Origin of the sequence: Saccharothrix sp. S26, assembly GCF_021390395.1 — a bacterium.
Classification (GTDB): Bacteria; Actinomycetota; Actinomycetes; order Mycobacteriales; family Pseudonocardiaceae; genus Actinosynnema.
The window spans coordinates 1-22,545 of record NZ_JAJUWT010000013.1 but is presented as its reverse complement, the minus strand read 5'-3'; the positions used below and the strand labels follow the sequence as shown (position 1 = coordinate 22,545).

Annotated in this window: 24 protein-coding genes and 1 tRNA gene; 10 read left to right on the top strand and 15 right to left on the bottom strand. The window is 71.4% G+C overall.

Annotation, left to right across the window (positions count from 1 at the left end; genetic code table 11):
* Window positions 1-25 precede the first annotated feature (25 nt).
* Window positions 26-1,483, bottom strand: a complete 1,458-nt coding sequence (locus LZG04_RS21660) for an MFS transporter (protein WP_233819620.1) — start codon at window positions 1,481-1,483, stop codon at window positions 26-28.
* Between the two features lie 77 nt (window positions 1,484-1,560).
* On the opposite strand from LZG04_RS21660, the gene LZG04_RS21655 reads away from it, so the two are divergent.
* Both LZG04_RS21655 and LZG04_RS21650 read left to right on the top strand, forming a co-directional pair.
* Window positions 1,561-1,902: a hypothetical protein gene (locus LZG04_RS21655; protein WP_233819619.1), complete on the top strand. Its 342-nt coding sequence runs from the start codon at window positions 1,561-1,563 to the stop codon at window positions 1,900-1,902.
* Window positions 1,899-2,135, top strand: coding sequence for a DUF6343 family protein (locus LZG04_RS21650; RefSeq protein WP_233819618.1), 237 nt, complete (start codon window positions 1,899-1,901; stop codon window positions 2,133-2,135). Before LZG04_RS21655 ends, LZG04_RS21650 begins: the two co-directional genes overlap by 4 nt.
* Before the next feature lie 9 nt (window positions 2,136-2,144).
* Here the strand turns inward: LZG04_RS21650 and LZG04_RS21645 are convergent, their stop codons facing one another.
* The 3 genes from LZG04_RS21645 to LZG04_RS21635 form a co-directional block, all read right to left on the bottom strand.
* Entirely contained in the window at window positions 2,145-3,014 is an 870-nt protein-coding gene (locus LZG04_RS21645) for an oxaloacetate decarboxylase (protein ID WP_233819616.1), read from the bottom strand.
* Window positions 3,015-3,167: 153 nt separating this feature from the next.
* Window positions 3,168-3,902, bottom strand: coding sequence for a hypothetical protein (locus LZG04_RS21640; RefSeq protein ID WP_233819615.1), 735 nt, complete (start codon window positions 3,900-3,902; stop codon window positions 3,168-3,170).
* Between the two features lie 34 nt (window positions 3,903-3,936).
* Window positions 3,937-4,551, bottom strand: coding sequence for a cysteine hydrolase family protein (locus LZG04_RS21635; protein ID WP_233819614.1), 615 nt, complete (start codon window positions 4,549-4,551; stop codon window positions 3,937-3,939).
* Window positions 4,552-4,981: 430 nt separating this feature from the next.
* On the opposite strand from LZG04_RS21635, the gene LZG04_RS21630 reads away from it, so the two are divergent.
* From LZG04_RS21630 to LZG04_RS21605, 6 genes are all read left to right on the top strand, one after another.
* Window positions 4,982-5,055: transfer RNA gene (locus LZG04_RS21630), tRNA-Arg, on the top strand.
* A gap of 311 nt (window positions 5,056-5,366) precedes the next feature.
* A complete protein-coding gene (locus LZG04_RS21625; RefSeq protein ID WP_233819613.1) occupies window positions 5,367-6,395 on the top strand; it encodes a polysaccharide lyase family 1 protein in 1,029 nt (342 codons plus the stop codon).
* Between the two features lie 11 nt (window positions 6,396-6,406).
* Window positions 6,407-7,411 carry a polysaccharide lyase family 1 protein gene (locus LZG04_RS21620; RefSeq protein WP_233819612.1) on the top strand — a complete coding sequence of 335 codons (1,005 nt, stop codon included), beginning with the start codon at window positions 6,407-6,409 and terminating at the stop codon, window positions 7,409-7,411.
* Between the two features lie 15 nt (window positions 7,412-7,426).
* A complete protein-coding gene (locus LZG04_RS21615) occupies window positions 7,427-8,422 on the top strand; it encodes a polysaccharide lyase family 1 protein (protein WP_233819611.1) in 996 nt (331 codons plus the stop codon).
* A complete protein-coding gene (locus LZG04_RS21610) occupies window positions 8,419-9,408 on the top strand; it encodes a polysaccharide lyase family 1 protein (RefSeq protein WP_233819610.1) in 990 nt (329 codons plus the stop codon). The genes LZG04_RS21615 and LZG04_RS21610 overlap by 4 nt, the downstream gene beginning before the upstream one ends.
* A gap of 110 nt (window positions 9,409-9,518) precedes the next feature.
* On the top strand, window positions 9,519-10,055 hold the full coding sequence (locus tag LZG04_RS21605) for a toll/interleukin-1 receptor domain-containing protein (RefSeq protein WP_233819609.1): 537 nt from the start codon (window positions 9,519-9,521) through the stop codon (window positions 10,053-10,055).
* Here LZG04_RS21605 and LZG04_RS21600 read toward each other — a convergent pair.
* Both LZG04_RS21600 and LZG04_RS21595 read right to left on the bottom strand, forming a co-directional pair.
* Complete coding sequence (locus LZG04_RS21600) at window positions 10,025-10,696, bottom strand: lytic polysaccharide monooxygenase (RefSeq protein WP_374202848.1); 672 nt, start codon at window positions 10,694-10,696, stop codon at window positions 10,025-10,027. The genes LZG04_RS21605 and LZG04_RS21600 overlap by 31 nt on opposite strands.
* A gap of 210 nt (window positions 10,697-10,906) precedes the next feature.
* Entirely contained in the window at window positions 10,907-12,145 is a 1,239-nt protein-coding gene (locus LZG04_RS21595) for an SGNH/GDSL hydrolase family protein (protein ID WP_233819607.1), read from the bottom strand.
* 215 nt (window positions 12,146-12,360) lie between these two features.
* Between LZG04_RS21595 and LZG04_RS21590 the strand changes: the two genes are divergently transcribed.
* On the top strand, window positions 12,361-13,527 hold the full coding sequence (locus LZG04_RS21590; protein WP_233819605.1) for an endo-1,4-beta-xylanase: 1,167 nt from the start codon (window positions 12,361-12,363) through the stop codon (window positions 13,525-13,527).
* Window positions 13,528-13,837: 310 nt separating this feature from the next.
* On the opposite strand, the gene LZG04_RS21585 is transcribed toward LZG04_RS21590, so the two are convergent.
* The 5 genes from LZG04_RS21585 to LZG04_RS21565 form a co-directional block, all read right to left on the bottom strand.
* Window positions 13,838-14,440 (bottom strand): hypothetical protein, encoded by a 603-nt coding sequence (locus LZG04_RS21585; RefSeq protein ID WP_233819604.1) that lies wholly within the window; start codon window positions 14,438-14,440, stop codon window positions 13,838-13,840.
* A complete protein-coding gene (locus tag LZG04_RS21580; protein ID WP_233819603.1) occupies window positions 14,437-16,056 on the bottom strand; it encodes a VWA domain-containing protein in 1,620 nt (539 codons plus the stop codon). Before LZG04_RS21580 ends, LZG04_RS21585 begins: the two co-directional genes overlap by 4 nt.
* Window positions 16,053-17,204, bottom strand: a complete 1,152-nt coding sequence (locus LZG04_RS21575) for a toxic anion resistance protein (protein WP_233819602.1) — start codon at window positions 17,202-17,204, stop codon at window positions 16,053-16,055. Before LZG04_RS21575 ends, LZG04_RS21580 begins: the two co-directional genes overlap by 4 nt.
* A complete protein-coding gene (locus LZG04_RS21570; protein ID WP_233819601.1) occupies window positions 17,204-18,280 on the bottom strand; it encodes a hypothetical protein in 1,077 nt (358 codons plus the stop codon). The genes LZG04_RS21575 and LZG04_RS21570 overlap by 1 nt, the downstream gene beginning before the upstream one ends.
* A 76-nt stretch (window positions 18,281-18,356) precedes the next feature.
* Complete coding sequence (locus LZG04_RS21565) at window positions 18,357-19,544, bottom strand: MFS transporter (protein ID WP_233819600.1); 1,188 nt, start codon at window positions 19,542-19,544, stop codon at window positions 18,357-18,359.
* A 61-nt stretch (window positions 19,545-19,605) separates the two neighbouring features.
* Here LZG04_RS21565 and LZG04_RS21560 point away from each other — a divergent pair, with 61 nt between their 5' ends.
* Complete coding sequence (locus tag LZG04_RS21560; protein ID WP_233819599.1) at window positions 19,606-20,067, top strand: helix-turn-helix domain-containing protein; 462 nt, start codon at window positions 19,606-19,608, stop codon at window positions 20,065-20,067.
* Here the strand turns inward: LZG04_RS21560 and LZG04_RS21555 are convergent.
* From LZG04_RS21555 to LZG04_RS21540, 4 genes are all read right to left on the bottom strand, one after another.
* Complete coding sequence (locus tag LZG04_RS21555; protein WP_073892909.1) at window positions 20,061-20,207, bottom strand: DUF1059 domain-containing protein; 147 nt, start codon at window positions 20,205-20,207, stop codon at window positions 20,061-20,063. The two genes, LZG04_RS21560 and LZG04_RS21555, sit on opposite strands and share 7 nt — an antisense overlap.
* Before the next feature lie 116 nt (window positions 20,208-20,323).
* Window positions 20,324-20,569, bottom strand: coding sequence for a hypothetical protein (locus LZG04_RS21550; RefSeq protein ID WP_233819598.1), 246 nt, complete (start codon window positions 20,567-20,569; stop codon window positions 20,324-20,326).
* 15 nt (window positions 20,570-20,584) lie between these two features.
* A complete protein-coding gene (locus LZG04_RS21545; protein WP_233819597.1) occupies window positions 20,585-21,517 on the bottom strand; it encodes an esterase-like activity of phytase family protein in 933 nt (310 codons plus the stop codon).
* Window positions 21,518-21,829: 312 nt separating this feature from the next.
* Window positions 21,830-22,545: discoidin domain-containing protein (locus LZG04_RS21540; RefSeq protein WP_233819596.1), on the bottom strand; the 716-nt coding region annotated here is incomplete at its 5' end.

Below are 22,545 nucleotides of genomic sequence, written 5' to 3'. Positions count from 1 at the left end.
CCCGCGCCACGCCGGCCGGCGCAGCTCACGGCGCGTCCGGGATCGCCTCCTCCGCACCCTCCACAGCGGACGGACAGCGCGGCCGGGCGCGCAGCTCCGCGATCGCGACCACCAGCGCCAGCGATACGGCCACCGTCGCGCCGCCCACCGCGACCGACACCGCCACCGGGAAGTCCCGCCCGGTCGAGGTCAGCACCAGGTAGAACACGCCGGTCAACGCCGCCGTGCCGATCGCCGAGCCGATGCGCTGACCGGTCTGCAACGCGCCACCCGCCGCACCCGCCATCGCGACCGGCACGTGCCGCAACGTCAACGTGGTGTTCGGCGAGATCACCCACCCGCCGCCGACGCCCGCCACGAGCAGCGCGGGTGCGACCGCCCACCCGGCCACGTGCGCCGGGGCCAACCGCAGCACCACCGCCGTTACCGCGAGACCGGCCACCACAAGGGTCAACCCGGTCACGGTCAGCTTGCGGCCCCACCGCTCCACCAGCCGCCCGCCGATCACCGCGGACGCCGCCGACCCGACCGCGAACGGCGTCACGGCCAGCCCCGACTGCAACGGCGTGTAGCCCAGCCCGGTCTGGAAGTACAGCGCGAACACCAGCCAGATGCCGGCGAACCCGACGAAGTACACCGTCCCGAGCAACGCGCCCGTGCCGTAACCGGGCGTGCCGGTGAACAGCGCGATGTTCAGCATCGGGCTCCGGCCGCGCGCGGCGACGCGCCGTTCCCAGCGCACGAACAGCGCCAGCAGCGCCACGCCGACCGCGAACAACCACCACAGCCGCGCCAGCCCGCCCGCCTCGGCGAGCACCAGCGGCAGCATCACGGCCAGCACACCGGTGCCCAGCAGGGCCGCGCCGACCAGGTCGAGGTGACCGCGCGGTCCGCCGCGGGCGCGGGGCAGCAGCCGGGCGGCCAGCACCAGCGCGACCACGCCGATCGGCACGTTGACGTAGAAGATCCACCGCCAGCCCTCGTCCTCGCCGGCCACGGCCAGGATGACGCCGCCGACCACCGGCCCGACGGCCGTGGAGACGCCGACCGTGGAGCCGAAGAACCCGAACGCCCGCCCGCGTTCCGCGCCCCGGAACAGCTGCTGGATCAACGCGGAGTTCTGCGGCGCGAGAGCGCCCGCCGAGACGCCCTGGGCCAGCCGTGCCACGATCAGCACCTCCGTGGTCGGCGCCAGTCCGGCCAACGCGCTGAACAGCACGAACCCGCTCAACGCGCACAGGAACATGGTCCTTCGCCCGATCGCGTCGCCCAGGCGTCCGGCGGGCACCAGGGCCAAGCCGAACGCCAGCGCGTAGCCCGAGACGACCCACTGCACACCCGCCGGGGTGGTGCCCAGGCCGTGCTGGATGGACGGCAGGGCCACGGACACGATGCTCACGTCGAGCAGGCTCATGAACCCGGCGACGAGCGTGACCGCGAGCGCGTGCCACCGCCGTGGGTCGGGTTCGTAAGCGCTGGTCATCACCTATTCCTACCGGGCGACGCGATCACCCGCACGCCACGACGTGTGGCCGGGGTGCGAGTGGATACCCCAGGGCCATGGACGTGGAGCCCGACCGACTTTCCGATGAGGACCTGCGCCGGTTCGTGCTGGACCGGCTCACCGAGGACGAGGAGCGGCTCGCCCGCGAGGAGCTGCCGCTGCTGGACGAGGCCGAGCGCCGGGGACGGCTGGCGGTGCTGCGCTCCGACGACGGCCGCGAGCTGCTGCTCGTGCCCGGCGAGGCGCACGCCCAGCTCGAACGCGCGCCCGTGCCGTTCGCGGAGAAGGCGCAGTGGCTGCGCAAGGAGGTCGAGGGCTCCTCGGACCGGTCCGTGCTCTTGCTGCTCGCCGCCGCCTACGACACCCACCACGGCTGGCAGGAGGAGTGGCGGACGTGACCGGCGCCGGCCACCCGGACGACGACCTGCCGCCACCGGCGCCGCCGCGCAGCGCGTTGACCCTGCGGTTGTGGCTGGCCGGGTTCGGTGTCGTCTTCAACGGCGTGGCCGCCGTGCTGTGCGTCCGGGCGGGCCTGACCTGGCTCGCGGTGCTGCTGGTGGTGATCGTGGTCGTCCTGCTGGTCGACTTCGGCTGGGTGGTGCACCGCAAGCGCCGCGGCGACCCGGGCTGACCTCGCCTTTCAGCGGGTCATGGCGGGGTGGGAGGCGCGCGGCGCGGGCAGCTCGTGGTGGCGGCTGACGTTGTCCCGCAGCAGCGCCTGCGACTCGGCGACGTCGATCGAGTCGTCCGGCAGCACCCCGTCGCGCTCCTTGAGCCGCACCATCGCGTCCTCGATGGCCGCGTGGGCGGCGAACAGGCACGGCGTGCTGTAGATCGCCACGTCGACGCCCAGCCGGGTCAGCTCGCCGAGCGACAGCTTCGGCGACTTGCCGCCCGCGATCTGGTTGAACAGCAGCGCCTTGCCGCCCACCGCGCGCCGCACCCGGCGGATCACCTCGACCGACGGCATGCCCTCGACCAGGACCACGTCGGCGTCGGTCTCGGCGAACGCGGCGGCCCGGCGCAGCATCTCGTCCTCGTCGGTGGCATCGGTGCGCGCCACGACGAGCAGGTCCGTCCTGGTCCGCAGCACGAGGTCCAGCTTCTCCAGGTACTGCTCCAGCGGCAGCACCCGCTTGCCCTCGACGTGCCCGCACCGACGTGGCCGCTGCTGGTCCTCCAGCATCACGCCGGACGCGCCGACCTGCTCCAGCGCGCGGACGACCTGGCAGGCGACCTCCGGGTCGGTGTACCCGTCGTCGATGTCGACCAGCAGGTGGTGCCGGGGCAGCGCCAACCGCAGCCGCTGCACGAAGGCGACGACGTCCGGCCAGGCGATGAAACCGACGTCCGGCAGGCCGTAGTGCGAGGCGGAGAACCCGAAGCCGGAGACGAACAACCCGTCGTAGTGCCGGGCCGCGATCGACGCCGACAGCATGTCGAACACACCGATCAACGGGGTGGTCCCGGGAGCCGCGACGGCCTCGCGCAGTGCCTTGCCGTAAGCCATGCGACGAACGTAGGCGGACCGGCCGGCCATGGTCGAGATATCGGAAGGATGAGATCCACTCACCCCGCGGTCACCTCGGGCAGGGCCCCGCCCGCGACCAGGCAGGCGATCCCCCGGTGCCCGGCCGTCATCCGGGCCGGCTGTCGGCTCCGGCTACTCGAGGCGGTCGGGGGACGCCAGGTTCCGGTAGCGGCCGGCGACGCCGCCGGGGAGCAGGTACTCGGCCAGCGCGTTGCGCGCGCGTTCGGAGGGCAGGCCCATGTCGTGCATGAGCTCGTCCGCGCAGTGGATGTCGTAGGCGCCGAAGTCATAGCCGCCCGACCCGGGCAGCACGCGTTCCTGCCAGTCCAGCCGAGCCTCGACGGCCCGTCGCATCTCCCGCTCGTCCGGTGCGACGCGCAGGGTGCCCAGGAAGTGGCGGACCAGCCAGTGCGCGGTCAGCTCCATGCCCATGGGGTTGTTGAAGACCTGGCGGAAGCCGACGAAGCCCAGCCGGTCCACGCCGGGCGGCACGATGCCCCGGTACAGCCGCAGCCGTCCGTCCCGGTCGTGCACCGGCAGGTCCAGGAACGGGAAGACGCGGTGGTGGCCGGTGGCGAACACGACGACGTCCGCGGTCACCTCCCGGCCGGATGCCGGCCGCCGGGTGAACAGGATCCACTTGTACCCGACCGTGCCGAGCACGAACCGCTCGGGGATCATCCAGTTCACCTTGCGCTGCACGAGCGTTGCCGAGGCGGCCTCGTGCGCGGCGCGCGTGGCCAGGTCCAACGCCGACTTGCCGCCACCCACCACGACCACGCGCCGCCCGGCGAACGTCCCGTCGCGCACCTCGTTGGAGTGCAGCACCGTCCCGTGGAACGCCTCGCGGCCGGGCAGTTCGGGCACCCGCACGTGGTGGTGCGGCCGGGGGCGGGACAGGTCAGGACAGGGCGGCGATCACGTCGTCGGCCGTGAGCGGGACGGAGAACATCGGGAAGTCGAAGCGCAGCGCGTTGTCGTGCTCCTCCTTCGAGGTGGCGGCGACGCAGTCGGTCAGCGTGATGACCTTGTAGCCGTTCTCGTAACCGGAGCGCATGGTCGACTCGACGCAGCAGTTGGTCAGGAAGCCTCCCAGCACGATGGTGGTGATGCCCTTGCTGCGCAGGATGAAGTCGAGGTTCGTGCTGGCGAACGTGTCGAGGCCGCGCTTGCCCTCGATCACGATGTCGGTGTCGCGGGGTGCGAGGTCGTCCACGATCGCCGCGCCCCAGCTGCCCTTGACGAACGCCTTGCCGTCCACGACGCCCTTGAGGATGCCGTACGGGTGGGCGGAGATCTCCTTGTAGCCCTCGACGAACGTGATGGGCGCGTGCATCACCGTCACCCCGGCCGCCCGCGCCGCCTCCACCAGCGCCACGGTCTTGGGCAGCATGCCGGTGCTGCCCATCACCTCCTTGACCGCGCCGTGCAGCACGCCACCCTCGCTGGTGAAGTCGTTCTGGTACTCGATCAGCACCAACGCGGTCGTCTTCGGGTCCAGCACCAGCTCGGTCATGGCAGGCTCCACGGTTCGGTGGCGGGTCGCGGCCCCGATTCAACGACCCCGCGCCCGCTCCCGCAATGCGGCGTCCGGGTTCACTCCACGTGCGGCGACCACGTCCGGGGACGCGGGCAGGCCCGCCACGGGATTCCGGTCGGCCCGCCGACGCATTCGCGGAATGCCCCGCGGAAATGGTTTGACGGTGCCGCGGTCCGGGCGGCACGATGTGCGCACACCGAGCCGAGGAGCGGACATGGCGAACACACGTCGACGCCGATCGGGTCGCCCGTGCTCCCCGCCGTGACCTGTTGGAAGGTCCGGTTCGGGGAGCCGTCCGTCGGGTGACCGACCAGGGCGGCTTTCTCTTTTCCCGTGCCGGGGAACAGGGATTCCGGCGACCGGGAAGTGCTTTCCGGTCGGCCTCGGTGGACATTCGGCACGATCGGCCCCCATAGCTCAGCAGGACAGAGCGCGCCGCTACGAACGGCGAGGTCCCAGGTTCGAGTCCTGGTGGGGGCACCGCTGGAACCTCGGTGCCACCGCGACTCGTCGGGACGAGCCCGGCGGGGCGCGGTCGGTGGTTCCAGACCAGCTCCGCCTTCGCGCGCGGCGGGCGAGAATAGCCGCGCGGAACATTCCCGGTTACCCGGAATGGGCGTTCGTCGACACATATGTGAACCAGGACGTCGAATAGCTCGACCACATATGTGAACCCCGGAGCCCGGTCGACACGGGCCGTTGACAGGCCGGAAACATGCGCTACGGTGCGATCAGAGAGCGCTTTCCCGATTAGTCCCGCACTCACCCCTCATACGGGAGAGGAAATTGCCATGCCCACATCTTCCGGGAACCGGCGCGCCCTGCTGCGGGTCGTCGCCGCCACCGCGCTGACCGCGGCCGCGGTCGTCCTGCCGGGCGGCACGCCGGCGTCGGCCGCCACGACCGCGGACGGGTTCGCCTCGGTGAACGCGCTCGCCCAGAACGGCACGACCGGCGGCGCCGGCGGCGCGGTGGTCACCGCCTCCACCACCGCGCAGTTCCTCGACTACATCGCCCGGCCGCAGCCCCTGGTCGTGCAGGTCAAGGGCACGATCACGTTACCGACCGGCACCAGCGACGGCATGCACGACGTCGCCTCGGACAAGACCATCATCGGGTTGGGCACCGACGCCAAGCTCGTCGGCGGCGGGCTGAACATCGGCCTGCCGGTCGACGACGACGTCACCACTCCCCCCGCGAACGCCGTGCACAACATCATCATCCGCAACCTCGCGATCACCGGGGCCACGGACGACCTGATCAACGTGCAGATGTTCAGCCACCACATCTGGATCGACCACAACGACTTCTCCAACGGCGACGACGGCGCGGTCGACATCAAGCGCGGCAGCGATTTCATCACCGTCTCGTGGAACAGGTTCCACGACCACGACAAGACCCTGCTGCTCGGCCACGACGACGACAACGGCGCGCAGGACATCGGCCGCCTGCGGGTCACCTACCACCACAACTACTTCGACGGCTCCGACCAGCGCAACCCGCGCGTCCGCTTCGGCGAGTCGGTGCACGTCTACAACAACTACTACCGCGACAACAGCTACGGCGTCGCCTCGGCGATGAACGCGGGCGTGGTGCTGGAGGGCAACTACTTCTTCAGCGTGAACAACCCCGGCCGGGTCGACTTCAGCGGCGACCTGGGCCGCATCGTCGCCCGCGACAACATCCTCGTCGAGTGCAACCACGAGATCGAGCTCCGCGGGACCGTGGTCGAACCGCGCACCTACTACACCTACTCGCTGCACCGCGCCGCCGAAGTCCCCACCGTCGTGCCCGCCGGCGCGGGCACCGGCCGCATCTGACAGGAGCACCGATGAGTGACATCAGCAGGCGCAGCCTCCTCGCGGGCGTCGCCGCGACGGCCCTGACCGCGGCCACCGCGGGCACCTCGACGGCCAAGCCCTCCCGCACCGGCCCCGCCACCACCAACCCGGTCTGGGCCGCGCCGTTCCAGACCGCCGACGGGTTCGCCGGCACGAACACGCTGGGCCAGAACGGCACCACCGGTGGCGTGGGCGGACCCGTGGTCACGGTGCGTGACACCGCCACGTTCCTCGACTACTGCGACCGCAACGAGCCGTACGTGATCCAGGTCGACGGGATCATGACGTTCAGCAGCAAGCAGGGCCTGCGCTCCAACAAGACCGTGATCGGCCTGCCCGGCGCGGAGATCCGCGGCGGCGGGCTGGACATGTACCGCAGGCAGAACGTGATCATCCGCAACCTGCGGTTCACCGGCGCGGACGACGACGCGATCAGCATCCAGCAGTCCTCGCACCACATCTGGATCGACCACTGCGACCTCAGCGGCGGCGCGGACGGCCTGATCGACATCGTGCGCGGCGCGGACTACATCACGGTGTCGTGGAACCACTTCCACGACCACAGCAAGACCGCGCTGCTCGGCCACTCCGACTCCAACGCGGGCCAGGACACCGGCAAGCTCCGCGTCACCTTCCACCACAACTACTTCGACGGCACCGACCAGCGGCACCCCCGCGTCCGCTTCGGCGAGCCGATCCACGTCTACAACAACTACTTCCGCAACAACCGCCTTTACGGCGTCGCGTCCACGGAGAACGCGGGCGTGCTGGTCGAGGCCAACTACTTCGAGAACGTGCCGCACCCGATCTACTCCGGCTACGACGAGAGCGGACCCGGGCGGGTGGTGGAGCGCAACAACGTCTACGTCAACTCCGGCGCGCCGCAGACGCTCGGCACGGTCGTCGAGCCGCGCACCTACTACGCCTACACCCCCGACAACCCGTCGACCCTGCCCACCACCGTCCCCGCCGGTGTCGGCGTGGGCCGGATCTGACCCAGGAGGACACGCATGAGCGCCATCAACCGTCGGCGGTTGCTCGCCGGCACCGCACTCGCCGCCGTGGCCGCCGCCGTGCCCCGCTCGGCCTGGGCCGCTCCCGGCGCGCTCGCCGTCGCCGACGGGTTCGCCGGGGTCTCCGCGCTGGGCCTGAACGGCACCACCGGCGGCGCGGGCGGCCAGGCCGTCACCGTCACCACTGCCGACGCGCTGGCCGACTACGTGGGCCGCAAGGAGCCGTACGTCATCTCGGTGTCCGGCCGGATCCAGGTCGGTGACGAGATGCTGACCGTGGTCGCGAACAAGACCATCGTCGGCGTCGGCTCGACCGCCGAGATCACCGGCGGCGGGTTGCAGCTCGGCTCGACCACCCGGCCCGGCAACAACGTCATCATCCGCAACCTGCGGTTCACCGACGCCGCCGACGACTCGATCAGCGTCACCAACTCCGCGCACCACGTGTGGATCGACCACTGCGACCTGTCCAACGGCTACGACGGGCTGCTCGACATCAAGCGCAACTCCGACTACGTGACCGTGTCGTGGAACCACTTCCACCACCACAGCAAGGCCGCTCTGCTCGGCCACTCCGACACCTACACCAGCGACCGGGGCAAGCTGCGCGTCACCTACCACCACAACTTCTTCGACGGCACGGACCAGCGCCACCCGCGCGTCCGCTTCGGCGAGCCCGTGCACGTCTACAACAACTACTACCGGGGCAACGCCCTCTACGGCGTGGCGTCCACCATGGACGCGGGGGTCGTGGTCGAGGGCAACTACTTCGAGAACGTCGCCCACCCGATCCTGTCCGGCTACGACAAGAGCGGACCCGGGCGCGTGATCGAGCGCAACAACGTCTACGCGGGCTCGGGCGCGCCGGAGACGCTCGGCAGCGTCGTGGAGCCGCGCACCTACTACAGCTACGTGGTGGACGACCCGGCATCCGTACCGCGGCTCGTCACGGCCGGCGCCGGTGTCGGCCGCGTGCAGGGGGTGGCGTGGTGAGGACGACCGCGGTCGCGCTCGCGGTGACGCTGCTCGGTGGCCTGGCCGTGGCGACACCCGTCACGGCCACCGCCGCCGACGGCGCACCCATCGGCTTCGCCGCCGTCAACGCCCTGGGCCAGAACGGCACCACCGGCGGTGCGGGCGGCCCGGAGGTCACGGTGTCCACCGCCGCCGACCTCATCGCCGCGATCAAGGCGCCCGGGCCGCGCGTGGTGCGGGTGCAGGGCATGATCACGCTGCCGGCGGGCATGCACGACGTCAGCTCGGACAAGACCATCGTCGGTGTCGGCGCGGCGTCGGGCGTCACCGGCGGCGGGTTCAACGTCGGTCTGCCGGTGAGCGAGACGACCACTCCCCCGGCCGACGCCGTGCACAACGTGATCATCCGCAACCTGGTGTTCCGCAACGCCACCGACGACTCGATCAACGTGCAGATGTTCAGCCACCACGTCTGGATCGACCACAACGACCTCTCGCGGGGCTACGACGGGCTGATCGACATCAAGCGCGGCTCCAGCTACGTCACGGTGTCGTGGAACCACGTGCACGACCACGCCAAGAACATGCTACTCGGGCACTCCGACAGCAACGGCGCGCAGGACACCGGCCACCTGAAGGTCACCTACCACCACAACTTCTTCGACAAGACCTCGCAACGCAACCCGCGCACCCGGTTCGGCAACCCGGTGCACATCTTCAACAACTACTTCCTGAACAACAGCGACACCGGCCCGGCGTGCCAGGCGCAGTCCGGCTGCTGGATCGAGGGCAACTACTTCGACGACGTCGAAGAGCCCATGACCAACAGCTACTCCGGCCCCAAGGGCAACATCGTGGAGCGCAACAACGTCTACGTGAACAGCGGCAAGCCGGTCGTGGGCGGCACCGTCACCGATCCGCGCACGTACTACCAGTACACGCTCGACCCGCCGGCTTCGGTGAAGTCACTCGTCACCCAGGGCGCGGGCACCGGCAAGATCTGACCTGGGCCCTCATGCACCGAGCAGGGTGGCCGGACCGCGGTCCGGCCACCCTGCGGCGATCTTCACTCGCGTCTGACGACCTGACATCGCGGTGTGCCGGACCATGACGTGTGGCCGTTGCGCGGACTGGGCCGCGGGTCTTCACCAGCTACAGCTTTCGCGACCGCCCGCCGGCCGACGTGATCGCCGATGACCTGCGATCCCGCGGTATGCAGGTGGTGATGGAGGACGAGCGGAGCCTGCTCGAGCACAGGCTCGACGAAGTCCTGCCCGCCCGGATCGGCGAGTGCGAGGTCTTCCCGCTGCTGCTGATCGAGACGTCGGCGCGATCCCAGTGGGTGATGCGCGAGTTCGACTGGGCGGCCGCGACCATCCCGACCGCGCTGCCGATCACCGCGGCCCAGGTGGCCGTGGACGAGGGGGTCACGCTCTGCCTTCCGCAGTTCGCGGCGCAATGCATGCCCGTGGAGGCGGGTGGTGTGCCGCTCGTTCTGGAAAGGCTCGGCTTCTCGTTGCGCGACTACCACCACGTCGGTCTTGAGCGACGGACCCCGCAAGGTGCCGGACAGCGTTCCGCGCCCACCCCTGCCCGGGTGGGCGCGGAACGGTCAGCGGGTCACTGGAAGATGACGTCGCTGCAGAAGTAGTACGACTGGTCGGAGTGGCTGGCCTGCCAGATCGCGAAGACGACGTGGCGGCCGGTGCGGCTGCCCGCGTTCACCGCGACCCGGTAGTGGTCCGACGGCGCGTAGCGGCCGGTCGTCGCGACCAGGTCCAGGTGGTTCCACCCCAGCGGTGTCGACAGGGCGTCGTAGCCCTGCTTCGTCACGTACACCCGCAGGTAGTCCGCGCCGTGCCGGGCCTGGTCCCAGATGTCGAGGGTGAACTGCCGCGGCTTGGTCGCGGCCTTCCACGGTCCCGGGTTGTCCAGGGCCGCGTACCGCGTGCCCCCGGTGCGGCCGCCGCTGCACAGCTGGCCGTTCGGGATCGCGCCCTGGTGGTTGCCCGCGACACCTTCGCGGTACAGGCCGTTCCAGTTCCACATCGCGGTGGTGTCGGCCTGCCACGCCTGCCAGCACATCGGGTCCTGCTGGGCCATCGTCGGGTTCTGGAAATCGCTGCCCCACCGCTGCCAGCAGCCGTAGTTGCGCGACGGCGGGTCGACGGTCGACCCGTGGGCCTGGGCGATGCCGGTCATCATGCTCGCCATGAGCCCGGCGACGGCCGCGATCGTCGCCAGTGCTTTGCCGAGCAGTCTCTTGTTCGCCGGGACGGATATGAGCGCCACTCTTTCCTCCTCGTTGAGGACAACCATGTTGGGCAATGACCATGGGTGGGCTGGGAGCGCTCCCAAATCGCACTGTAACGAGCCGTGCACGGAAAGGGGAAGTGTTGGCGGACAACGCGTTCGCATTCGACGCGGATTCGACCGCCATTCGACGAAACGCCCTCTCGGTGCCGTACCGGGAGGGCGTTCACGTGGCTGAACCCGGTGGAACTACAGCTCCGAGAGGTCCACGGCCTCGGCCATGGCCCGGTAGCCCGCGTCGTTCGGGTGCAGGCGGTCACCGCTGTCGTAGGCGGGCCGCAACGCGTCCGGATCCGCCGGGTCGGCCATCGCGCGGTCGAAGTCGACCACCGCGTCGAACTCGCCGGACGTGCGGATCCACGCGTTCACCTCGTCGCGCACCGCCTCACCGGCCTCGGTGTAGTACCCCGCGCCCTTGAACGGCAGCAACGTGCCGCCGACGATCCGCACGCCCTTGGCGTGCGCCTTGCCGATCAGCTCCCGGTAACCGGCGATCAGCTCGGCCGCGGTCACCTCGGGGTTGGGCGTGGTGCAGTCGATCGGGAACTGGCTGAACCCGATGTCGTTGATGCCCTCCAGCAGGATCACCGTGCGCACGTCGGGCTGCGCCAGCGCGTCCCGCTCGAACCGCGTGGTGGCCTTCTCCCCGAAGCACGAGGAGTCGTTGAGCACCCGGTTGCCGCCGATGCCCGCGTTCACCACGCCACGGCGTCCGCCCAACCGCTCGGCCAGCTCGTCCGGGTAGCGGTTGTCGGCGTCCACAGTGGACGCGGCGCCGTCGGTGATGGAGTCGCCGAACGCCACCACGACCTCGCGCCGGGGGTCGAGGTCGACCACCTCCACGGCGTTGAGGTAGTACCACGACTGCGACGTCTCGGTGAACGCGTCCGCCGCCACGTCGGCCCGGTGGTCGCCGGAGGCCCGCCAGCTCGTGGCGCTGGCGAACGTGTGCCCGGTGGCCGGTCCGGTCTTGCCGGCCAGGTACAGCGTCACGGTCACCTTGCCCAGCGCCGCCACGGGCAGCGGCGCGAGGTCACCGACCACGTCGCCGCCGACCGGCACGGTCACCGAGCGGTGGCCGCGGAACGCCACGTGCCGCACCGTGTTCGGCCGCACCGCCGCACCCTGTGCCGCCTGCGCCACCGTCGCGCCGGTCACCACCAGCGGGGACGTGCCGTAGGCGTTGGACAGCCTGATCCGCACCGCCGCGCCGCCGTCGCTGATCCGTACGACCTGGCGGACGGTGTGGTTGTCGAACCCGGCCGTGCCCCAACCCGGGCCGAGGGAATCCGTGGGCGCGTGCGGTGAGGCGGCCCAGGTCGCGTTCCAGCCGAGGCCCGAGGCCCCCGCCGGGGCCGAACCCGCGGCGACACCGGGGACCAGTGCGATCCCCAGCGCGGCGACGAGCGTTGTCACCAGTTTTCTCATGTGCGTGACCCCCAGTCACGTAGTGGATCCACTGGGCCACGGTAGTCGGACAGCCCCGGCGCGGCAGGGAGTTCGCCGGCTCCGCCAGGCGCCTTGACCGGGTCTTGACGATCGCCCGGACGGCGTCTTAGGGTCCGGCATCTCGAAAATTGCCGGATCAATGACGAAACTTTCGAACGCCGCCGCCGTAGTCGTCCGAGAAAGCGAAGACCGCCATGAAGTCGATCCGCCTCGTCACCGCCACGCTCGCCGCGATGGCGTTGACCTCGCCCCTGGCACTCGTGGCCGCGGCCTCGCCCGGTCCGGGTGACCAGCCGCCCGGCCACGCGAAGAAGGACAGCCTCCGCTGGGTGGCGCCCAAGGGGTTCTACATCGGCACCGCCGCCGCCGGTGGCGGCCACCACGAGTCGCAGCCCTACCCCGACCCGTTCACCAAGGACCTCGAGTACCGCTCCGTGCTGGCCAAGGAGTTCAGCTCGGTGTCCGCCGAGAACCAGATGAAGTGGGAGTACATCCACCCGGAGCGCGACCGCTACAACTTCGGCATGGCGGACGCCATCGTGAAGTTCGCCCAGCAGAACCGCCAGGTCGTCCGCGGCCACACCCTGCTGTGGCACAGCCAGAACCCGGCGTGGCTGGAGCAGGGCGACTTCACCGCGGACGAGCTGCGGGAGATCCTGCGCGAGCACATCACCACGGTGGTCGGCCGGTACAAGGGCAAGATCCAGCAGTGGGACGTGGCCAACGAGATCTTCACCGAGTCGGGCGCCCTGCGCACCACCGACAACATCTGGATCCGCGAACTGGGCCCCGGCATCATCGCCGACGCGTTCCGCTGGGCGCACGAGGCCGACCCCAAGGCCGACCTGTTCTTCAACGACTACGGCGTGGAGAGCGTCAACGCCAAGAGCAACGCCTACTACGCGTTGATCAAGGACTTGAAGGCGCAGGGCGTGCCGGTGCACAGCTTCTCGGCGCAGTCGCACCTCAGCACCCGGTACGGCTTCCCCGGTGACCTGGAGACGAACCTGAAGCGGTTCGCCGACCTGGGCCTGGGCACCGCCATCACCGAACTGGACGTGCGGATGGACCTGCCCGCCAACGGCGTGCCGACCCCGGAGATGCTGGCCAAGCAGGCCGACTACTACAACCGGACGCTGGTCGCGTGCCTCAACGTCGAAGGCTGTGACTCCTTCACGATCTGGGGCTTCACCGACAAGTACTCCTGGGTGCCGGTGTTCTTCCAGGGCGAGGGTGCGGCGACGGTGATGTGGGACGACTTCACCCGCAAGCCGGCGTACGACGCCTTGCAGTGCACGCTGGCCAAGGAGTCCGTGGAGCGCGGCGAGCGCCACCCGCACCTGCCCGCGTGCGCCAAGTAGCACCCGGTCACCGCGAGCCGTCGGCCCCCGTTCGGACCTCGGAGTCCGGGCGGGGGCCGATTCCACGTCCGGCTCGTGACGCACGCCACACGGGAACGGGAACACCCGGGCCAGCGTGGACCGTTGGAACACTCGGTCGGTGCGGTCCGTGTCCCCGGGCCTCACCAAGCGCCTTCGCGGAATACCGTTCGGCTGGAGCCGCGTCGAGCCACTCGCCGAGAGGCGACCGCCGCGCCGACCCCTTAACGTCCCCGGCAGGCCCTCGCCAGGGTCGTCATGCGCGCGCTACGCCCGAACGTTCGACACGCGGTCAGGGTGATTCGCCCGCGTCACGTTCGCGCAGGTAGCGGGTGTGGTCGGCCTGGTGGTTCACGTCCGCGGCGTACACGCGTCCGGCCAGGCGGTGTGCCTCGGCTTCCAGCAGCCCCAGCTGGGTCACCAGCTCGTCGCCCGGGCTCGGCTCACCACCCGCCCGCTGCTTCACCGCGAACCACCACGGCAGGTTCAGGTAGGTCTGCACCGACAGCGGCAGGTCGGTGCGCGCCAGCCGGACCACGGTGTGCCGCAGGTCCGGGTCGGCGGCCAGCGCGTCGTGCCGCCCGAGCAGGTCACCGAGCACCGCGCCGATCCGGCCCACGGCGGCGACGGCGGGCTCGGGCACCCGGGACGACTGGGCGTTCACCTCGCGCACCAGCGACTCCAGTTCCCCGCGCAGCAGACCGGTCTCGGTGACCACGTCCACCGGCACGAGCCGGATCTTCTCCGGCGGCGCGAGCAGCGCGCCCACCGCGTACAGCCCGGCCACCACGACCGGCCACAGCCCGCCGACCACGCCGGTCAGGTGCAGCAGCACGCCGACCAGCCCGCCGACGCAGCCGACGAGGTTCTTGGTCGAGCCCAGGTAGCGGATCATTGGTAGCCGCGGATCTCCTGGAACACCTCACCGAGTGCGGTGGAGCGCGCGTCGAACACCTTGCCGCCGGTCATCGCGGCGACCTGGCCCAGCTCCGCGCTGCTCCCCTCGCCGAACAGGACCGTGAACACCGGCACCTGCCGCACGGACGCGGGCACCGAGCCGAACGACGACTGGAACTGCGGGAGGCCCGAGCCGTTGGCGTTCTCGCCGTCCGTCATCAGCACGATCGACGTGAACCGGTCCGGGTCGGCGGCGACCAGCGGCTCCATCACCTGGTAGGCGCGGGACAGGCTGTCGTAGATGGCCGTGCCGCCGCCTTCGCGCAACCCTTCCGCATAGGCCTTGATCTCGGCCAGCTCCGCGCCGGGGTCGCCCTCGGGCAGGGTGAACGTCCGCGGTGTGCCGGGCGAGGTGTTGAACGGCAGCATGGTCACCTCCTCACGGCTGCGGAACCGGCGGAACCGACCGGTGAGGGAGTCGTCCGCGCCGGTCAGCCCGACGAGCGCGGCGCGCAGCGACTCGATGCGGTCACCGGCCATCGAGCCGGACGTGTCGAGCACGTACAGCGTGCGCGACGGACGCCGGATCTGGTTGAAGTAGGCCGAGAGCAGGGCGTCGACCGAGTCGCGGGCGGCCGGGAACGGCAGCTCGACCAGGTCGCGGACGGCGAACCGGGAGTCCGGGTCGACGCCCGGCACGACCGGCCGCCGATGGGTGGTCTCCATGATCTCGCGCTGCACGTCCGGCGTGCGCAGGTGGTCGGTGAGGCGTCGGTGCGCGTCACGCGCGTCGTCGCCGGAGTCGGCGAGCAGGGTCAGCGGGTAGTCCGCGGTGACCACGCCGTCGGAGGGGTAGACCAGGGTGAGCGGTTCGGGCAGGTTCCCGGCGGCGTTCATGGACAGCAGCACGGACTCGTAGTTGATCAGCCCGTCGACCCGGGTGCCGGCGTCCTGGCCGGTGGCGCGGCGCCGGTAGGCCTCCGACAGCCAGCCCGACGACCCGGCGGACAGCGACTGGGCGGCGAAGAAGCCCTTCAGCTGCGGCGTCACGGCCGCGATCTGGCCCGCGTCGACCGCGTTGCCGGCGCCCGCCAGGGCCGACGCCACGCCGACCAGGGCGGAGAAGCCCGAGTTCGACGCCGACGGGTCGGTCATGCCGTAGCTGAACGCCTTGCGCCCGGCCCGCTCGGCGATCTCGCCCCAGCCGACCCGGCGGTCCGCCCACCCCAGCCGCTTCGCCGCCGAGGTCGACAGGCCGAGCACCACGGGCGAGCTCATGACCTTGACCTGGTTGCCGAGCCGGCGCGCGGCCTCGGGGATGCCCGCCGGGTAGCGGTTGGAGGAGAACCAGACGGCGTCGTACTTGCCGTCGACCTCGCCCTTGGCCAGGGCTTCCGCACCTTCCAGCGTGCCGGTGAAGGTGAACTTCACCTCCACGCCGGTGGCCTCGGCCGCCTCGTCCAGCACGGGTTGCAGGTCGGTCAGCTCGCTGCCGGCCAGCACCCGCAGCACGCCGGGCTCCGCCGGGCCCGCGGGCTGTGCCGGGTCCGGCTCGGCGTCACCGGTGCAGCCCGCGAGCACCAGCACCGCGGCGAGCACGAACGCTGTTCTCATCGGTCCCCCTCGACCGCCGCCGCGTCGTGCGAACGGCGCAAGTGCTCTTCCGCGCGGCGGATCTCCCCCGACAGCGACTCCACCGTGACGGCCATCGTGCGCACGGCGTCCGCCCGGTAGCCGTCCACCGCGTCGATCGCGGCGTAGATCCGGTCGAACGACGCGCGGATCGTCTCGACCGCGACGGCCGGGTCGCTGCCCGCCCGGCGAATCTCCGCCCCTTGCAGGTCCAGCAGCTCGGTGTTGGCGCGGATCAGGCCGTCGGTGGTGGCTTGCAACGCGGCCACCTCGTCCAGCACGTCACGTTGGCTCGCCAGGGCGCCGCTGACGAGCAAGGCGATCCGCAACGCGGACACGGTGGTGGTCACGGCGCGTTCCACGCCCCGGATCAGCTCGTCGTTGTTGCGCCGCACCAGGTCCAGCGCCAGGTAGCCCTGCGCGCTCACGGCGAGCTGCGTCAGCAGGTCCTGGTGGCGTTGCCGGATCGGGTGCAGCACGTCGGCGCGCAACGCCCGCGCCCGACCAGGATCGGTCAGGTCGAACACGCCGGCCTGGCGCTCGATCGCCGCGTCCACCGCCTCCGCGAACGCGGCGGCCTCGGCCAGCTTGCCCATGGCCCGCCACAGCCGTTCCCGCTCGCCCTTGATGGCGGCGTTGTCGCGGCGCAGCGCGTCCTGCCGGTGGCGCAGCTCCACCACCAGCGCGTTCACCGGCTCGCCCGCCGCCCGGTAGCGGTCGAGGGCCTTCTTGGCGGCGTTGGCCGCGGGGAAGACCTTGAGCAGCTTGCGGCCGGTGATCGGCAGCTTCGCCGGGTCCAGCTCGGCGACCGTGCGGCGCAGGCCGGACAACGAGGTGGTGACGTGCACCTGCGGCGAGTCGTCGCGCAACGCGCGGGCCGAGCGGTCCAGCATCGCGCCAGCCACGCCCGCCGCGGCACGCATGTCCGCCTCGCCCACGGCGAGCACGTCGTCCAGCACGGCGGTGAACTCCGGCGAGCGGACGTCCAGCTCGCGCAGGCGTTCGGCGAACCGCTCGCCGCGGCGGGCGACGTCCTCGCGCACGTCGTCGCCGAGTGCGATCAGGCCGGCCGCGCGCTCGACCGGGATCGGCGTGACGGGTTCCGGCGGGGTGAGGGTGAACTCGTCCATCACCGGGCTGCCGCGTCGAGCAGGCGTTCCAGCGTCTCGAACGACGGCGGCTCGACCGCGTCCACCAGGTCCGCGGGTGCCCTGTCCCCCACCACGTCGGCGAACACGCGCGGGTCGGACGTGCGGAAGCCGAACGTGGCGGCGAGCCTGGTCAGCTCGGGGTCGGTGCTCAGCAGCCGGCCGACCTGGTCGCCGCGGTCCGACAGCGGGACCAGCGTGTGCTTGGAGTAGACGGTCGGTGCGAGGTAGAGCAGGCGCATGTCCGCGCGGATCGACCCGTCGGCGCGCAGCGCCCGGTCGAGGTACTGGGACTCGTAGATCAGCGCCAGCGGCGTCTTGCCCATGCCGGCCGCGAGGTAGTCCTCGAAGGGGCCCTCGGAGCTGTTCTGCGTGTAGCCCTGGTCGCGGAAGAGCCGGGTGACGTCGGGCAGCACGGCCGCTTCCTGTTCCGGGGTGCCGACCACGGTGTTGCCGTTGGCCACGAACGACACGATCGACAGGTACATCGCGGCGGAGTTCGACTCGGCCGGGTTGGTCGTGGTGACCAGGACGTTCTTGCGGGCCGGGTAGGCGGTGTTGCCGGGCAGCTGGTCCCAGCGGGTGCCCGCCCTGGTCAGCTCCAGGTACGCGGCCACGTCGAGCACCTGGTAGTCGCCCGCGCCCTTCTTCACCACGCCCGCGGCCTCCAGCAGCCGCACGATCGGCTCGAACGTCGCCACCGCCATCGGCGACTGGAACGGCGTGTGCGCCGCGGTGGTCTTGCGGTCGCGCTGGATGCGTTGCGCGGCGGGCGAGGACGACGGGAAGGCGAACTCGTACTTGCCGAGGTCGACGGAGGTGGCGATCTGCCGCGACCCGGCGGTGTCCACCTCGACGGCCAGGCCGTGCGTGGCGAACGCGTCGACCACGCGGCGGTCGCTGAAGAAGGCGAGCTTCTCCGACCCGATGACCCCGCGCACGGTCGTCAGCTCACCTCGCGACCCGCCCTCCGCGTCGTCGGAACGGCCCCACACGACGACCGCGACGACGGCGGCCAACAACACCACGGCCAAGCCGATGGACAACCGGCGCTTCACTGGACCCGTTCACCCCCCGTGTTCCCCTTTGGGGATCATGTCCCCCGCTCGACTCGTTTGACGCGCGAAGCGGCGATCACCGGGCGAACGGTTGGTGAACGGAGGGTGTGGATGTCGCGTACGCCGCCGCGACCACGGTGACCGCGCACGCCACGTAAGCGGTCGTGCGCGTGGAAGTGAGCTCGGCCAGCGCGGGACCGGCCAACGCGCCGACGAACGTCGCCGCCGCCTCACCGGTGAACAGCACCGCGCCGACGCGGCCCAGCACGTCGGTGGGAGTGACCCGTTGCAGGGTGGTCTGCGTGACGACCAGGGCCGTCGATCCCGCCAACCCGATCACGACGGCCGACGGCAGCGCGGAGGTCAGCGAGGTCGAGGCGAACAGCAGCACGAAGCCCACCGCCGTGACGGCGAGCGCGGTCGCCAGCAGCGGGCCGGACCGCAGGCGGTCGACCAGCACGCGGCTCACCGGCGCGCCCAGCAGGAAGCCGACGCCCAGCCCGGACATCACCAGCCCGACCGGTCCGGCACCGCCGAGCGTGGTCAGGCCGAACGGGACCAGCAGCGCGCTCAGCGAGGCGTTGGCCGCCAGGAAGACGGTGCTGACCACGAGCAGCGACCTGGCCGTCCGTTCCGATCGCAGGAACGCGAGCCCGGCGGCCAGGTCCTCGCGGACACCGCCGCCCTTGTCACCGCCTTCGCGTCGCGACATCGCCGCGATCAACGCGGCCGAGAGGAGGTAGCTCGCCGCGTCCGCCACCACCAGCGCCGGGAAGCCCACCAGCGCCATCAGGGCGCCACCCAGCGGCGCGCCCACGAGCCGGGCCACGCCGTCGGTGAGCGAGTTCAGGGCGTTCGCGCCGCTCAACGCCGTGCCGGTGCCGACCGCGACGGGCGTGTGCGCCTGCGCGGCCGGCCGGAACACCACCGTGCCCGTGCTCTCCACCACCAAGGCGACGTAGACGAGCCAGAGGTCGCCGGGATCGCGGGCCGACAGCAGCAGGAGGACTGCGGCGGCGCGCAGCACGTCGGCCGCGACCATCAGCCGCCGCCGGTCCCAGCGGTCGACCAGCACCCCCGCCACGGGCCCCAGCAGCACGGGCGGCAGGAACTCCGCCGCCAGCGCCGCGCCCGCGGCCATCACCGACCCGGTCAGGTGGAAGACGTGCGCGGGCACCGCGACCACGAGCAGCCAGGTGCCGAACACGCTGACCGTCCGTGCCGCCCACAACAACCGGAAATCCCGCACCCTCAGCGCAGCCATCACCCGACGACTATCTCCAGAAGATAGCCATCAGGGATAGTGTTCTGTCAGAATTGACGCTGTGGGACACGACTTGGGCCGACGGCTGCGCGCGCTGCGTGCCGCGAGCGGGCGCACGGTGGCCGCGGTCGCCGCCGACGCGGGCCTCTCCGTGCCGTACGTGGCGAACCTGGAGAACGGCCGGGGCAACCCGACCACCGACGCGCTCACCCGGCTGGCGCGGGCGCTGGGCACCCGCCTGACCATCGGGTTCACCGACGACGACGAGACCGCGCCACCCGCCGACCTGCCCGCCGCGCTGGTCCGCCTGGGCCGCACCACCAGGTTCCGCCGCGACGTCCGCGTCCTGGCCGAGGCGACCGGCCAGGACGCCGCCGAGCTGGCGGGGCGGCTGCTGGACGCGCTGGCCCGCCTGTCCGCCCTCACCGGCCGCGACCTCACCGAGCGGGACTGGCTGCGGCTGCTCGACGCGCTGCTGCTCGTCGCCGTGCACCCCGACCCGGGCGAGGAGGGATGTCAGTAGGCCATGAACAGGATCTCGTCGCGCGAGTAGTCGTGGCCGGGGTGGTTCTCCTTGAGGTGCTGCTGGGTCTTCGCCACCAGGTCGTCCTCGTCCTGCCCCGTGATGTGCTCGCCACAGGGGCAGGTGATGTTCCGCTTCATCGCAATCCTCCGCGCTGGTGATCTCTCCCGACCGACTCTACTGAAGGTGACGACGTTGTCGACCGTTCGAGTTCGGCTCCGCGCTCGCGGTCGGCCGGGAGAGACCCGCCCGGTGGCTAGCGGCGGCGCAGCACGCGCGGGTCGGCGTCGAGGTCGTCACCCAGCCGCACGGTGATGAACTCGTTGTCGTCGGGCCGGCCCGGCGTGCGGCCCGACGAGGACGGGAAGTTGTTGTCGTTGAGCACGCCGATCGTGCGGTCGTCCAGGATCACCAGGTCCTCGATCGTGGTGAACGGGAAGGTGAACGTCTCGCCGAAGCCGCCGAGCCGGCGCGGGTTCGCGAGGTCGAGCAGGTCGGCCACCAGCGTCTTGTCGAGCTAGCCGTCCCGGTCGCGGTCGCGCTTGTCGGCGAGGTAGACGCGCTTGACGCGGGCGTCCACGCCCTGCGCGCCGTCCCGCTCGACCACCAGCAGCCGGTTGCGGTCCACCGTGATGGCGTCACCGATCGCGTGCTCCGGCCGGTCCAGCCGGTAGGTCCAGCGGACGCCGGTGTACCGGCCGCTGTCCAGGTCGAACTCGTTGAGCCGCAACGTGCCCGGCTCGTCGCCCGCGACCGTGCCCTCCAGCAGCGCGTCGAGCTTGCGGCCGTCCACGGACAGCGCCAGTCCCTCGTAGCCCTTGCTGCCGCCCAGGTTCGGCGTGCCCGCGGGGTTCTCCGGCGCGAACACGCCCGGCAGCGGGGCAGGCGGCGCGAGCAGCCTGCCCGCGCGGTCGAAGTGCAGCAGGTAGGGGCCGAACTCGTCGCCGATCCAGTACGTGCCGTCGCCCGCGCGGGTGATCGACTCGACGTCGAAGTCGGCGCCGGTGAGCACCCGGTCCGGCCGGGTCAGCGGGAACGGCACGTGGCCGTTCGGGTCGGTCAGCGTGACGCCGCCGAGCACGTCCACCGCGCCCGTGCCGAAGTCCGGGCCGATCCGGTGCACGCGCAGGGTGAAGTCGGCGCTGTTGGCCTTGGTGCCGTACCCGTTGTCGGACAGCACGTCGAACGTGCCGTCGGCGTTGCGCAGCACCCCGCTGAAGCCCTGCACCGGCTGGTCGGCGAACGGCGGCACGATCCCGTTGACCGGTGCCGTGCCCAGGGCCGAGCCGGACGGTTCACTGGCCGGCACGAACGTGGCCGCGGGCAGCGACGCGAACCCGGTCAGCGTGGCGCGGCCGAAGTCGCGGCGGTCGGTCGGCGCGGCCGAGCCCGGTGCCGCCACCGACGCCAGCACGAGCGCGGACAGGCCGATGACCAGCGGTCTCCTCATGGAGGTTTTCCGTTCTGCCGTGGCGCGCCGCACCCCGGCGCGCTGTGCGCGGAACGGTAGGTGGGCCGGGTGAACGGCCGGGGTGCCGCCGGTGACGCCGCGAGAACCGGGGGCGGTCGGTGCTGCCTGGGGTCGCGCCAGTTCGGGAGTGCCGCGGGAGCCGGGGCGGTCGGTGGTGCCGAGGGTGCCACCGGTTCGGGAGTGCCGCCGGTGACGCCCGACGTGCCGGGTACTGCCTGGGGTACTGCCGTTCCCGAGTGCCGGGGGTGGTCGGTCGGCGTCGTTGCCGTGCGACCACCCCCGGCCGAGGCGTCAAGCCGCGTACGCCTCGAACTCGGCGAGCTGGGCGGCGGGCCAGCCCGTGTTGCCGGTGACGGTCAGCCGCAGGTAGCGGTGTTCCGCCGTGACCGGGATGGTGACCTGGTTGCCGGACGCGGGGTCGAACCGGAACCCGGTCGACGCCACCACCTGGCTGTAGTTCACGCCGTCCGCGCTGCCGGACACGCCCAACGTCTGCGTGCGGGCAGCCCACGCGGCGGCGGGCGGGAGCTTCAGCACGATCCGGTTCACCGCGACGCGACTGCCCAGGTCGACGGTGAAGGTCTGCGGGAAGGCGTTGTTCGGGCTCTCCCAGTAGGTGTTCACGTCACCGTCCACCGCGTTGCCGCCCGGGAAGCCACCGTTGGCCGCGGCTTGCACCGGCTTGCCGCGCGCCACGTTGCCCTGCGGCGGCGGTGTCGTGGTCGTGGTCGTGGTCGTGGTGGACGCGTACGCCTCCAGCTCGGCCACCTGCGCGGCCGGCCAGGCGGTGTTGCCGGTGAACGTCAGCCGCAGGTGCCGGTGGACGCCGGAGACCGGGATCGTCACCTGGTTGCCGGACGCGGGGTCGAACCGGAACCCCGTCGACGCCACCACCTGGCTGTAGTTCACGCCGTCCGCGCTGCCGGACACGCCCAACGTCTGCGTGCGGGCAGCCCACGCGGCGGCCGGCGGGAGCTTCAGCACCAGGCGGCCGACGTTCTCCGACC

What these genes read in the sequence shown, in the direction of transcription:
- LZG04_RS21545 (WP_233819597.1), bottom strand. Translation starts at nt 21,517, where the DNA reads ATGAGGAGACCGCTGGTCATCGGCCTGTCCGCGCTCGTGCTGGCGTCG.
- LZG04_RS21660 (WP_233819620.1), bottom strand. Translation starts at nt 1,483, where the DNA reads ATGACCAGCGCTTACGAACCCGACCCACGGCGGTGGCACGCGCTCGCG.
- LZG04_RS21635 (WP_233819614.1), bottom strand. Translation starts at nt 4,551, where the DNA reads ATGACCGAGCTGGTGCTGGACCCGAAGACGACCGCGTTGGTGCTGATC.
- LZG04_RS21595 (WP_233819607.1), bottom strand. Translation starts at nt 12,145, where the DNA reads ATGAGAAAACTGGTGACAACGCTCGTCGCCGCGCTGGGGATCGCACTG.
- LZG04_RS21565 (WP_233819600.1), bottom strand. Translation starts at nt 19,544, where the DNA reads ATGGCTGCGCTGAGGGTGCGGGATTTCCGGTTGTTGTGGGCGGCACGG.
- LZG04_RS21615 (WP_233819611.1), top strand. Translation starts at nt 7,427, where the DNA reads ATGAGCGCCATCAACCGTCGGCGGTTGCTCGCCGGCACCGCACTCGCC.
- LZG04_RS21645 (WP_233819616.1), bottom strand. Translation starts at nt 3,014, where the DNA reads ATGGCTTACGGCAAGGCACTGCGCGAGGCCGTCGCGGCTCCCGGGACC.
- LZG04_RS21585 (WP_233819604.1), bottom strand. Translation starts at nt 14,440, where the DNA reads ATGATCCGCTACCTGGGCTCGACCAAGAACCTCGTCGGCTGCGTCGGC.
- LZG04_RS21575 (WP_233819602.1), bottom strand. Translation starts at nt 17,204, where the DNA reads ATGGACGAGTTCACCCTCACCCCGCCGGAACCCGTCACGCCGATCCCG.
- LZG04_RS21625 (WP_233819613.1), top strand. Translation starts at nt 5,367, where the DNA reads ATGCCCACATCTTCCGGGAACCGGCGCGCCCTGCTGCGGGTCGTCGCC.
- LZG04_RS21590 (WP_233819605.1), top strand. Translation starts at nt 12,361, where the DNA reads ATGAAGTCGATCCGCCTCGTCACCGCCACGCTCGCCGCGATGGCGTTG.
- LZG04_RS21580 (WP_233819603.1), bottom strand. Translation starts at nt 16,056, where the DNA reads ATGAGAACAGCGTTCGTGCTCGCCGCGGTGCTGGTGCTCGCGGGCTGC.
- LZG04_RS21555 (WP_073892909.1), bottom strand. Translation starts at nt 20,207, where the DNA reads ATGAAGCGGAACATCACCTGCCCCTGTGGCGAGCACATCACGGGGCAG.
- LZG04_RS21620 (WP_233819612.1), top strand. Translation starts at nt 6,407, where the DNA reads ATGAGTGACATCAGCAGGCGCAGCCTCCTCGCGGGCGTCGCCGCGACG.
- LZG04_RS21655 (WP_233819619.1), top strand. Translation starts at nt 1,561, where the DNA reads ATGGACGTGGAGCCCGACCGACTTTCCGATGAGGACCTGCGCCGGTTC.